Source organism: Limimaricola litoreus (assembly GCF_024159025.1).
Taxonomy (GTDB): Bacteria; Pseudomonadota; Alphaproteobacteria; order Rhodobacterales; family Rhodobacteraceae; genus Limimaricola; species Limimaricola litoreus.
The window spans coordinates 22,279-33,651 of the sequence record NZ_JAMYXC010000129.1 but is presented as its reverse complement, the minus strand read 5'-3'; the positions used below and the strand labels follow the sequence as shown (position 1 = coordinate 33,651).

Below are 11,373 nucleotides of genomic sequence, written 5' to 3'. Positions count from 1 at the left end.
GAGCTGCCCTCTCCTACGTCAGGGGTCGCCCCGCCATCCTGGACGAGATCCTGCGAGCCCCCCTGCCCGCCTAAGACAGAAAGATAGGCTGATAGGGCGAGCGCGTCGTCTTGGTGAAAGTCACTTTCAGTAGATGGCAAGCGCGGTCCGTGGAAGATGCCCCAGTGGGCACCGGGCGCGTCGAAGTAAGATTCACTTTCACCAACCTTGGAGATGAAAGACCTAACCGCGGGCGGAAGGAGCCGGGCGATTCTGACTTTCTGACTGCCTGTTTGTCCGTCTGGCTGGATCGAAGTTTCTTTCTTTCTGTATGCCGGGGTCTCTCGCGCGATCTTCTCCGCGTGAGCGACGGGGATCTGATCAGCGCCAAGTCACGGCACCCGCCGGCGCTTGGTGAAGACAGGTGAAAGTCACTTTCAGCAGAAACCATCTCAAAGAGCCACTGAGATTGAAGCAGAGGCCGAGACCAGATCTATGGCCGAAGTGAAAGCCACTTTCAGTAGGGTGCGGACACAGCAGGTGAAAATCACTTTCACCCCAGCGGGATTTCCTGTTCGACGAGACATCCGAGCAACAACCCGCGCCACAGGGCCCGCCGGCATCCTCACGGGCGCAACCCTCGCTGGAGGAACTGACATCGCATCGACGGCCGCTCGGCGTGCGCCTGACGCCGCCATGGGGAGAACCTTCCCGATCTTACGGATCCACCCTCAACGGCTTCCAGGCAGCTGTTGAAAGTGACTTTCAGTAGGTTCCGGCTCACGCTCGAGATGAAGCTCACTTTCAGTAACGGCGACCTAAGCACGATGGTGAGGTGAAAGTCGCTTTCAACAGGGGCGACCTCGATTCCGAAGTAGAGGCGAAGTCAGGGTCTGCCTCGCTGCTACACAGCGCCAAGGAGAATAAGAGACCGGCAAGAGCGAAGAGGCGCAGTAGGGGAGTGAGACCCATAGACAGAGCCACTTCATGCTGCTCATCCGGGAGAAGATGTATTCTTACACAGAGGTAGGAGCGGGGCCATGGTCGCTCTTTGTAGAGCGGTTGCCTGCATGGACGAGAACATTATAAGAACGCGGTGTGCGGATACGGACCTGTCAGCAGGGGAGGGGAGGTGAAAGTCACTTTCACCCCAGTAGCTTCTTCGTTCGGCACTATCCTCTAAGCAACTTTGGCACTGAGCCGTGGATAGGAGGCACCATGACGACCTGGCCTCAATTGACCACCGAAAGATTCACCGATGGGCAACTGACCACCGTGAGTGCAGCGCAGGCGGTCCTGGAAGAGGCTTACCCCGAAGTCGAACCTCAGAGCCACTCGGAGACCCTCAACAACCTCTGGCAGGAGGACAGCACCATGATGCAGCTGGTCGATGCTGTCGGACTCAAACTGCTCTCCCTCGACTGAACCTCGGGACCGAAAGTCTCCGGCGGTGGTGGGGTAGGGGAGGCGCGTTAGGTGAAAGTTACTTTCACCTCGCGTGTGACCATCGTCTGCCTGCCTGTCTGAACTGATGCGGTGGATGCCCCCGCCCCTGGAGCCGGACGGCGTCTCGTATGCCATGACGGTTCTATAGAACCATGTGGAGGGCACACCGATGACGAAGACGAAGATCAGCATGCTGGCGATCGACCTCGCGAAGGATAGCTTCCAAGTCTGCGCCGTTGGGTCAGACGGGGCGGTCCTGTCCAACCGGGCCATGTCGAGGACGCGGCTGGCGTCGCTGCTCGCCGAGCAGCCAGTGTGCGTGGTGGCGATGGAAGCCTGCGCGACCTCGCATCACTGGGGGCGGATCGCGCAAGCGCATGGCCACGAGGTTCGGATCGTGCCGGCGGCTTACGTAAAGGCATTCGTGAAGCGGCAGAAGAACGATCACGCTGACGCGGAGGCCATCGCGGAGGCGGCCATGCGCCCGACGATGCGGTTTGTGGCGGTGAAAAGCGCAGAGACGCAGGCTCGGGCGGTCGCGTTCCGCACCCACCAGTGTCTGGTCCGGCAGCGCACGCAGTTTATCAACGCGTTGCGGGGGCATTTGGCGGAGTTCGGCCTCGTGGCGCCCAAGGGACCGGCGAGCCTGAAGCTGCTGGAGAACGCCCTCGACGACGAGACCACGGACCTGCCCGATCCGGTCCGCAAGATGGGGACGGTCTACCTTGAGCAGATCGCGAACCTCACGGAGGTGATCGAGCGGCTCGCGGCCGAACTGGAGGCGGCGACGAAGACCGATGAGGAGTTGCGCCGGCTGTGCACCATTCCTGGGATCGGGCCGGTGACCGCGGGCGCCGTCGCGGCCTTTGCGCCAGATCTCGACACCTTCGACACCGGGCGCAACTTCGCGGCCTGGCTGGGCCTCGTGCCGCGACAGAGATCGACAGGCGGGAAGACAAAGCTCGGATCGGTCAGCAAGATGGGCCAGACAGACATCCGGCGACTTCTCATCGTCGGCGCGATGAGCGTGATCCGCTGGGTGGTCAGGAAGGGCGGCAGCCCCAACCGTTGGCTCGCCGCCCTCGTGGCCAGAAAGCCGAAGATGGTCGCGGCCGTCGCGCTGGCCAACAAGATGGCGCGGATGATCTGGGCCGTGACCACGAAGCGGGAGGATTACAGAATGGCCTGACCGAAGCCCGACCGGGCAACGGCACGGCATGGCCGAAAGGCCGGGGCAAGCGATCGACGAGGAGTAGGCGACACGGACTTCGAAGTTCATGGCAGGGACATTCAGACCCGGGGCTCGAGCGCTTGCAGCTCTCTGAACCGATGTGAACCCAGCCATCCGAACAGCATACCGGCCCGTGGCGTCATCGAAGGCCACACTCAGAAGCCTGACACACGTCCGATCGAAGACCCCGCCCACCCGCGAAGATCAAGCTTGCCAAACAGGGGGCATCCACACACGTCATGGCATACGAGACGCCGTCCGGCTCCAGGGGCGGGGGCATCCACCGCATCAGTTCACTTTTCCATAACGCCGAGCGTGCCATCGAGGGAGCGGGCAGAGATCTGGCCGAGCAGACCGGCCTGTCCGCAGAGAATCAGGTCATCAGCGTTGAACTCATCGACACTGGCAGAGTTGTGACAAGCACCCGCAGTGAGATCATGAGCTGCACCATTCTGAACAAGAACTATCTCAGCGAACCGGTCCGCGGCCAGAAGGATGTCCGCCGAGGTTGGTGACTTTTCCAAGAGGCTACATAGCGGGGCACGGAAGGGGTCGCCTCGGACCTGGTGAAAGTGACTTTCACCTCGTAGCTCGATCACGGCTGGTGAAAGTCGCTTTCACCCGAGCATAAAGAAGGGCGCCACCCGCGATGACGCCCACTCTCAATGATCAGGAAAGATCTCAGCCTGCAGCCTTCTCCTGGTCGATCACCTCTTTTAGCTTCTGGATCAGCTCAGCGTCTTCGACCTCATTCAGGGTCAGTCGCAGGCTCATCGCAACTTGGCCCGGCCCCCGGGCAGGCTTGATCGTGTAGCTCCCCCGTATACCTTTGACCTTCTCGGGAGACGCTGGAAAAGGTTCTCCGCGCTGACCGAGGGATCCATTACAGAACTTCTTCAGCTCATCGAACGACGGCTCTCGGGAGCCGAAAAACTCGCGAATTGCTTCCTGCTGCCGATACGCCTTCTGCCACATTTGGCGGGTGGAGTGGCTGATGTTGAGCAAGCTCTCAGTTTCCTCGGCCGAATGACCCATCTCAACGTAGGCCCAGATGAGTTCGCCGCCGGAGATTGCTGACTGGAAGGCGCTCAAATCCTTACGAGCGGCGTTCTCCAGATACCGATTGTGGAGTGCATGGAGCCTCCGCTCTCCCTCGGGAGTATCCGGAGTAACGTGGCTGATGCGCGCGCGGACCGTCAGCTGCTCCGACGGGCTGCGCCCGGCATTCAACTTCTGGATCGCGAGCGTCCGCCGCCGTCCAGCAAGTAGCTCAAACTCGACACCTTCCACATTTGCAGGGTCGTCTGAACGCGGCGTCCACCGGGGATCCTTGGGACGGATGATGATGGGGTTTTGCTGCCCATCTCTTTCGATGGACTTCATCAGCTGTTCGATATCCGCTTCGGCGGCTGACTTGCCGTCCTGTGCAGCGAAATCTATGCGATCTGTGCCGACGGGGTCGTGGAGCTGATAGGGTGACACTTCGACAAGTCGGCGCCCCTCCAAAACATCATCCTTTGCGCGGCCACGGATCTCCTTTGCGGCGCGCAAGCTGATCTCGGCGCGATTTGCCGCGTCGTAGGACGCCATCGTATCGACGCGCTCAGCCGACGGGATCTCGGCATCAAGCCTATCGTCCATCGGGGGAATATCCGGAACCATGACGTTAGAAAATTTCTTTGCTTTCATAGTCTTAGATCTCCTCAATTCCAGTCAGAGACGAAGCTTTGACCGGTCTCCTCGTCCAGATATTCCTCTTGGATGAATTCGTTCGCCTCGCCAGTTGGCCTAACCCACGGACAAACCTTGGGCAGGATCGCATCGTTGACCGCATGGACATTTTTCAGGAAGCGTGCGTGTCCCTCTCGACGGTTGCGGTCGGGCTTGTGGCTGAAGAAATCTTCATACGTCGCCGCCGGGTTACTCACAGCGTCGGACTTGCGATAATAAACCGGACAAACAACATCGGGAGCATAGGCTACAAGCTCCGAGATACTCTCCATGTCGGCCGACCTGTTGACCAGCATCGGGAGCATGAAGCTTGGCGTATCCTGGTAGGAAAGCTCATCGAACCCGTCGCTCATTGCGACTGACCGATGGACCTCATCCACAGATGCCATGAACGCGCTGAGCGTTGCGAGATCGACGTTGCGAACTGTCTGCGGCACAATGAACGAATCGGCAGCCAGCAGCACACCGATCACCGACAGGGAAATGTTAGGCGGGCAATCAATAATGATCAGGTCGAGTGTCTCGTCGAGGCCTGCATCGAACAGGCGGGCATCAAACCGGCCATTCGACCAGCAATCAGTGACCTCTGTTTTGACCGGGTTGGCCTTCATCCAGCGCTCAAGCGTCTGCCTCATCCAAAGCCGCGGGTCGTCGTCGAAGTTCTTGAGTTGGTAGACAGTCATGTGCTGGTCAGCCATTCCGATCCGACCGCCGCCGGGCATCAACTTGACGCCCGGCCAAGGCGTCGTGCGCCAGAACCCGTGCAGTCGATGGCTGTCGATCTCGTATCTGGTGACATCTCCCTCGCGCGGAATCGCGATGAAATCGGGATAGGTCTGACCCTGGGTGTTCATGATCTCGGAAAGGCTCGAGCTCAGGTAAATCGTGCTTGTCTTCTGACCGTCAGCGTCGATCAGACCGACGCGCAGGCCGGTCTTCACAGCCGCCCCGATCGCCAAATGTAAAGCGAGGGTCGACTTGCCCGTTCCACCCTTGAGTGCTGCCGCCGCAACCACCGGAGGCTGGGTGCCTTTACCCCGCCAGTTTATCAATCCGGGATATTCCTTGGGGTGCATCAGCTGGATCAGGGCCCGCAAGTGCAGGGACTGACGAGTGTCCATGACGCGATCCCTATGCGGTTTCTCGAGCTGCGGTGCGTCGGGATGCTCCAGCACTTTCTCAACGACCCGCTTCGGCACACCGGACAGCCTGCAAAACTCGGACACGGTCCAGATCCGCTCAGAGCGATCGAGATCCCGCTCACGGCTCCGGCCGCTCGGGCGCTGGTTGAGCCTCGCCGCCAGCATACGTGCAAACCGGTGGGTCGAGTTAGCGAGCGGAGGCCGCGTCATCGTGTCTGATCCATCCATCATGCGATTTCCTTTTCTGCGCGGTGGCCTTCGGCCATCGCCAGCTCTGTCTTGATGTGCGAGGCGACCATTGCTCGCGTTCTGATCTCATTGCGAGCCGCCCAGAGGTCACGATCCGTAGGGCTATACTTGATGCCTGCAACGCGATCTTTGACCTGTTCGATCGTTGGAGGACGACGCCAATGCGCCTGCCAGTCGCGCTTATAGCCCTCGAGGAAGGCGGACAGAGCCGCCTCATTAAGCAGTGATGTCGCCTTGGCAAGCTCATTCGCGTGCTCGGCCGGGAGCGTAACGCCTACTGACCGAAGCATCTGCCTCCAAGCACTCTTGCGATCGGCTACTTGGGCCGCTTCCTGCCTGACTTTGAGCCTGTCATGTTTAATAGCTGCATCGAGCAACGCCATCGGCGGCAACTCGGAAGGACGGTCATGCAGACCAGTCTTCATTCCGAAATATCTCACCCAGTCTCTCTCCTTTGCTTGGTCCCAGCCCGGAACAAGAGGGACGTTGGTTCCCTCTCGTTTTGGCAAAGAAGATGAGTGATTTTTCTCTTGGGTGTTATTAACTTGGTTCTCGTTCCCATGGCGTCCCGCCTCTGCAACGGGGTGTTGCGTGCGCGAGACGGCCCGTTTCATCTGCGCGACGCCCAATGCTGCGAAAGTGCTCGGCTTTACAGACGTATCCGTTTCCTTGTCAGAGCAGGTGACAGTCGCTGCGGTTGTTTCGGCCAAGTTCTCTGCTTCCGCAGGGTTCTTGGCTTCGCCCCGTTTTGCTCGGCTTGAGAGAAACTCTGCGTAACCCGCAATCTGAATTTCGAGAACGCTATTCGCCCTGTCGCGGCGGGGGCGGGGCTTCTTGTCGACAAAACCTTCTCGGTGCAGATCAGACAGCATTCGCGAAACGGTGCTTTTTGAACAGCCAAGCCGTTCGCCGATCTTTTTGAATGACCAGAAAGAGATCCCGCGCCGGTCGGCGCGGTCGATCAAGAATGTGAGGAGGCCGAGATGACATGCGCCAAGGCCTGCCCGAGCAACGCGCTCGATCAAGTCTCGCGGAACGATGCAAAATGCACCGCAGCTTGTGGTTTCTGACATGGAAACTGCTCTTTTGACTTGCGCGCAGCATCCCACCTCCCTTAAAACTTGGGTGTCATAGCTGTGGAGCCGCGCAGTTACACTATCGAAGACCGACGAGCGCCAACTCGTCGGTCTTCTCACTTTCGGGGTTAGGGCCCGATCCCAATTAGTAAAATCGCTGGTTTGCCGCCCGTCTCCTGCCGCTGTTTTCCTGCTCAGGCCGCGCCGAACTGGTGTTCGCGCGACCCTTCCTCGCAGTTCTTTGCGAGGTTCTTCACAAAAACGACATGAGGGGTGGCGGAAAGCAAGCATTTTTGTCGGCGGCGATGCCGGTGAGACAACCGCGGGATGAGCGCCCGAGGTCTCAACACCATAGGGCAAGCCACTGATATAACGTAATATAATATAATGAGAGCCGATACGACGGGCTAAGACCACTCGGTGGAGCGAAATCTGTTAAGTAACTGTTATATAATAGATATACCGGAGATTGCATCGCATCTGCAGTATAGATGCGGAACTGGTCCGAGGAGATGGTGGATCTTGTGCGTGTTGTGGTTTTGCTGGCTCAGAAAGCGCGCTTCAGGCGACGACCGGCGCGCTTCACGACGGTCCTATGGGCCGACTCCCCGAATCCCATTTCAACGAGGTAGCTGCTTTCAGCGCCTTGCTTCGATGACATAAACAGCTCTGACTTTGCGCGGGTAATTGTTGAAGGCGCTTCTCCTGCTCACCCCACCTCGCGCTGGAACCTACAAGCTTGTCATCAGCTGTCCCCACCAAGTGGCGCTCGTGTATGCACCGCATCTTACGGAGGGTCTTCAATGGCTTCGCCACACGGTAATTTGCGCAGCTCGGACTAACGATCCCCGGGGCGGGGCTGTCTCCAGCCCCCACCCTCTCACTCCCGAAGCTCGCTCGCGATCCGCTCAGCGCGCAGCCGGTTGCGCACCGCACCGATCCGTTCGACGAGAAGCTTCAGCGCCGATTGCAGGGCGATCAGCGCCATCGCGGCCTCGTTCGAGACCTGCTGCTCGTAACCTCCCGAGGCTGCATGCTCATCGGAAATGAAATGGCTCCGCGTGCCTTGGCGGATGGCTGCATCGAGGTCGCCCGCGAAAGCACGGAATGCTTCGACGTCGAGCGTCGAGAAGATCGTGGTCTGCGCCAGTTCCTTACGCAGCTTCGCGGCTTGGCGCTGCTGCGAGAGCGACAGGCCCTGCGCCTTCTCGGCCTTTGCAAGAGCGGCCTCGGTGGCTTCTGCGGCATCCAGGGCATGGTTGATCCGCACGACGAGGCTGTCGCTCCCATGGCATCGCTCACACATGACAGGCCTCCGTCTCCTGCTGCGACTGCGACTGCGCCGCGCAGAGCGCGTCCTTCAGGGCTTCGGAAAGCAGGCAGATATCCTCGACATAGGGCGAAGTCGGGTCAATCGCCGCGAAGCATTCCGCTTCGATGCGGCTGTCGTTATGCACATGCTCGAGGCGAAGCAGGCCGAGCAGGGCCTTCGCATCGCGCGCGGTCCTGCGCGTCAGCGGCACCGGTTGGCGGAGATCGTCGAGCAGGCGCTGCGCACGCAGAAGCCACGGTTGACCGCCGAGGCACCAGGCCGCGTTCTGGAGCGCGACGTCGTATTGCCGGGCGAACCGGTGCAGAGCGGAAGGGGGGATGGGCGTGTCGAACATGAAATCTTTCCTTGAGATATGAGGCCCGGCGGCACGCCGCGGGCGACAAGGTGGCCCGTCCAAATGGGGGGGCAGCAACGGATTGGCGGTGGAGGTCTCGAGGCCCTTTTCCGGATGACTTGGGACGCATCGGATGCTGCGGGGGCTCTCACCCCGGTGAGCTCCCGCAGAAGCCGATAGCCGAAGCTGCCCCTTGTTCGGGGGACGGGTGTTGGGCGACCGCGGTTGCGCGACGGACGCGGCGCTACCCTCCCGACTGGGTGTTGATGTCCCGCCGGTCGGGCGGCTTGCAGGACAGCAGGGGCCGGTTGCGGCGATGCTTGATGGGGGCCGGCGTGCAGGAGGGTCGCGCCCGGCCCCAAGGCAGCCGCCGATCAGATCCGCGCGTGACCTGCCTCTGGACAAGCGCGAGCCGTGCCGCGGCGGCCCCGGTAAGCTGTCCGATGACGGCCGTGTTGAGAACGGGGTGGGGCTCAAACGCAGGGTCGTCGAGCGGCACGCGCAGCCGCCGCGCCGCATCGAAGACGGTCGGCTTGCGCAGCGACGCGCAGGCCAGCTCGTCCGGGTCAGTCACCGGCACCAGCCGGCGGGGCGCGCGGGGCCGGCCGCTCGAGGTGCCATAGGCGAGCGTCGCAATGCGCTGACCGTTCTCGACATGGATGGCGAGCACGAGCGTAGGGCGCACCTTCGGTGGCTCATCACCGTCGCGTTCATGCGGGAAACGGTAGGCGACGATGTCGCCGGCGCAGAGCCTCGATCTCCAGTCGGGATGAGATGTCTGACAGGCAGGTTGTGGGGAATGCATGGGGCAAAATCCTTCGGAGAATTCATCTCCGCCCGTCCCGCTGGCTCGCGAGAGCACTGATGTCCGGTCGGGCGGCACCCGTCGCGCCCGACCGGACATCAGTGACCTTGCGCGCCTCCCCGCCACTCCCAACAATCTGCTGTTCGGCTAAAAAGATCTTTCAGAAAAATGCACTGATCCTCCTAAGTGTCTGTTTTGTTAAGATTCAAACCTTCACCTGCGGGTTTTGCAATTTCGGAAGGAGACCAATTTCCCGGTCATCGTAACCGGAGACACAGCATGACCACCCCCACCACCACCCGCCCCTTCTTCGACACCACCGTTAGCATCGCAGAGGGTTGCCTGCGCCAACTCGAGGCGATCTGTCCGCTGGAGGCGTTCGACACGATCATCGATCCCGCCGCAGGACCCGGCGCGCTGTCGACCAGCCTGCGCAATCGAGTGGCTCTGGATATCGCTCCGCGTCCAGCCGGCCTCTGCGTTGCAGATTTCGCGACCTGGACGCCTGACTGCAACTACGATCGCGTCCTTGTAGTCGGTGCCGCGGCGTTCGGCAGGAATGGCAAGTCTGCCGTGGACTTCTTCAATGCTGCGGCTGGATATGCCGATACCATCGCCCTCCTGCTGCCGCGCAGTGTCCGCAAGGCGAGCCAGCAGAACCGGCTCGATCCGATGTTTCAGCTGATCCACGACGAGGACATCGTCGGCCTGATCACCGGCGAGGTTGGCAAGGAGCGCAACGTGCCCTGCGTTTTCCAGGTATGGCAGCGTTGTGTCACGCCGCGGCCCAAGATCATGCAGCCGAAGTCCCACCCCGACTTCGTGTTCAGCGGTCGCTCGGATGCCGACCTTGCGGTGCAGCGTGTCGGAGCCAATGCGGGCAGGATCAAGCCGGTCGCTGAGGCGGGCAGTGCCAGCTCGCACTACTACTTGAAGGCCACAGACGGCTGCGCGGACGAGCTGCGTGCTTGCCTTGCCACCATCGACTTCGATCTCCTGCGCTACCAAGTCGCCGGTATTCCGTCGGTCTCCAAGGGAGACCTCGTGGCCCTCTACGAGGCCGCACGCGTGGCCACGGGCAAGGCTCCGGCCATCGCCGAGGAGGCAACCGCAAGTGCGATGCCGACCTCGACCCGCCCTGCCATGTTCGATCTGCCCTCTCCAGGAATGCGGCTCTTCATGCAGTTCGTCGATGGCGAGGCCGATTGGGATTTCGGGACCAGGGCGGCGGGCCCGCTTCGTCGCGACGAATTCCTGGTCCGGCTTCCGGAGATGGGCACACACTGAGGGCGCGACCTCCGGAGGCCTTTCGCCCGGTGGTTCTCGCACCTCCTGCCGCTCGGAACGCAGTCCCAGGCGACCGGATGGAGCATCTTGATGCCCCTCCGGTCAGGGCCCCCAGACCTATACCGGCCGGGATTCAAACCAAGGGCATTGAGCCTGCCATGGCTCCCAGATCCCCAACTCAAACAATATGGAAAGACTGACATGACGACAGACTTGGAATTTCTCGACAACTTCGGCTTCGACGTGGAGTCGCTGGAAGATGTAGTGCGCTTCGATCCGATCTGGGAGGTGTGGGAGCAGTTCGGCAGCTTCCAGGACATCAAGCGATCGCCTCGTCCGGGCGAGCATGGCGTATTCGAGATCAGCGACTCTGACAAGAACCACTCACTCTCCTTCCTGCTGCCCTTCGACGAAACCGGCGCGCTCAGCGGACCCGGACGGATCGCCTTGGAAAGCCGCGAGGAAGAAATCGAGAGCCAGGAGCTCGACATGGCGGTCAGCCGCGAGATCTGGGTCGAAATCGAGGACGACATCAGGGATGCCCTGCCGCAGCTGGGATGGGAATCCAGGCCAGGCAACGATGGCTTCTGTCTCGCCGATCATCGCTACTGGGTGCAAAAATACGCAACCGTGACCGCTTCACCGGAGAGCAGCGCCTGACCGGCTGCGGGGCCGTGCGGGGGACTCCTGAGAGGAACCGTCACATGCCCCGATCCAGCCGGCACGAACTCGCGCAGTTCATGAAGGAGGCTTTCGCCAG

At 60.9% G+C, this 11,373-nt stretch carries 11 protein-coding genes; 5 read left to right on the top strand and 6 right to left on the bottom strand.

Annotated elements, in window-relative coordinates:
• Positions 1–1,197 precede the first annotated feature (1,197 nt).
• The 3 genes from NHG85_RS08725 (at position 1,198) to NHG85_RS08715 (ending at position 3,171) form a co-directional block, all read left to right on the top strand.
• Positions 1,198–1,404: a hypothetical protein gene (locus tag NHG85_RS08725; protein WP_099278363.1), complete on the top strand. Its 207-nt coding sequence runs from the start codon at positions 1,198–1,200 to the stop codon at positions 1,402–1,404.
• A gap of 190 nt (positions 1,405–1,594) precedes the next feature.
• Positions 1,595–2,614, top strand: a complete 1,020-nt coding sequence (locus NHG85_RS08720) for an IS110 family RNA-guided transposase (protein WP_253331550.1) — start codon at positions 1,595–1,597, stop codon at positions 2,612–2,614.
• Positions 2,615–2,895: 281 nt separating this feature from the next.
• Positions 2,896–3,171 (top strand): hypothetical protein, encoded by a 276-nt coding sequence (locus tag NHG85_RS08715; protein WP_253331548.1) that lies wholly within the window; start codon positions 2,896–2,898, stop codon positions 3,169–3,171.
• 166 nt (positions 3,172–3,337) lie between these two features.
• Here NHG85_RS08715 and NHG85_RS08710 read toward each other — a convergent pair whose 3' ends face one another.
• From NHG85_RS08710 to NHG85_RS08685, 6 genes are all read right to left on the bottom strand, one after another.
• Positions 3,338–4,345 carry a ParB N-terminal domain-containing protein gene (locus tag NHG85_RS08710; RefSeq protein WP_253331546.1) on the bottom strand — a complete coding sequence of 336 codons (1,008 nt, stop codon included), beginning with the start codon at positions 4,343–4,345 and terminating at the stop codon, positions 3,338–3,340.
• Between the two features lie 14 nt (positions 4,346–4,359).
• The gene (locus NHG85_RS08705; RefSeq protein ID WP_216823315.1) at positions 4,360–5,757 is read right to left on the bottom strand and encodes an AAA family ATPase; all 1,398 of its coding nucleotides are present in this window, start codon (positions 5,755–5,757) and stop codon (positions 4,360–4,362) included.
• Entirely contained in the window at positions 5,757–6,851 is a 1,095-nt protein-coding gene (locus NHG85_RS08700) for a helix-turn-helix domain-containing protein (protein ID WP_162620576.1), read from the bottom strand. The genes NHG85_RS08705 and NHG85_RS08700 overlap by 1 nt, the downstream gene beginning before the upstream one ends.
• Positions 6,852–7,734: 883 nt before the next feature.
• Positions 7,735–8,124: a hypothetical protein gene (locus NHG85_RS08695; RefSeq protein WP_162620575.1), complete on the bottom strand. Its 390-nt coding sequence runs from the start codon at positions 8,122–8,124 to the stop codon at positions 7,735–7,737.
• A gap of 28 nt (positions 8,125–8,152) precedes the next feature.
• Positions 8,153–8,521 carry a hypothetical protein gene (locus tag NHG85_RS08690; RefSeq protein ID WP_099278356.1) on the bottom strand — a complete coding sequence of 123 codons (369 nt, stop codon included), beginning with the start codon at positions 8,519–8,521 and terminating at the stop codon, positions 8,153–8,155.
• Between the two features lie 244 nt (positions 8,522–8,765).
• Entirely contained in the window at positions 8,766–9,326 is a 561-nt protein-coding gene (locus NHG85_RS08685; RefSeq protein WP_253331545.1) for a hypothetical protein, read from the bottom strand.
• 279 nt (positions 9,327–9,605) lie between these two features.
• On the opposite strand from NHG85_RS08685, the gene NHG85_RS08680 reads away from it, so the two are divergent.
• Together NHG85_RS08680 and NHG85_RS08675 are read left to right on the top strand one after the other, a co-directional pair.
• On the top strand, positions 9,606–10,613 hold the full coding sequence (locus NHG85_RS08680; RefSeq protein ID WP_253331543.1) for a class I SAM-dependent methyltransferase: 1,008 nt from the start codon (positions 9,606–9,608) through the stop codon (positions 10,611–10,613).
• A gap of 201 nt (positions 10,614–10,814) precedes the next feature.
• Complete coding sequence (locus tag NHG85_RS08675; protein WP_162620573.1) at positions 10,815–11,273, top strand: hypothetical protein; 459 nt, start codon at positions 10,815–10,817, stop codon at positions 11,271–11,273.
• Positions 11,274–11,373 lie beyond the last annotated feature (100 nt).

Coding starts and splice junctions, on each gene's coding strand:
- NHG85_RS08725 (WP_099278363.1), top strand. CDS start 1,198: ATGACGACCTGGCCTCAATTGACCACCGAAAGATTCACCGATGGGCAA.
- NHG85_RS08720 (WP_253331550.1), top strand. CDS start 1,595: ATGACGAAGACGAAGATCAGCATGCTGGCGATCGACCTCGCGAAGGAT.
- NHG85_RS08715 (WP_253331548.1), top strand. CDS start 2,896: ATGGCATACGAGACGCCGTCCGGCTCCAGGGGCGGGGGCATCCACCGC.
- NHG85_RS08710 (WP_253331546.1), bottom strand. CDS start 4,345: ATGAAAGCAAAGAAATTTTCTAACGTCATGGTTCCGGATATTCCCCCG.
- NHG85_RS08705 (WP_216823315.1), bottom strand. CDS start 5,757: ATGGATGGATCAGACACGATGACGCGGCCTCCGCTCGCTAACTCGACC.
- NHG85_RS08700 (WP_162620576.1), bottom strand. CDS start 6,851: ATGTCAGAAACCACAAGCTGCGGTGCATTTTGCATCGTTCCGCGAGAC.
- NHG85_RS08690 (WP_099278356.1), bottom strand. CDS start 8,521: ATGTTCGACACGCCCATCCCCCCTTCCGCTCTGCACCGGTTCGCCCGG.
- NHG85_RS08685 (WP_253331545.1), bottom strand. CDS start 9,326: ATGCATTCCCCACAACCTGCCTGTCAGACATCTCATCCCGACTGGAGA.
- NHG85_RS08680 (WP_253331543.1), top strand. CDS start 9,606: ATGACCACCCCCACCACCACCCGCCCCTTCTTCGACACCACCGTTAGC.
- NHG85_RS08675 (WP_162620573.1), top strand. CDS start 10,815: ATGACGACAGACTTGGAATTTCTCGACAACTTCGGCTTCGACGTGGAG.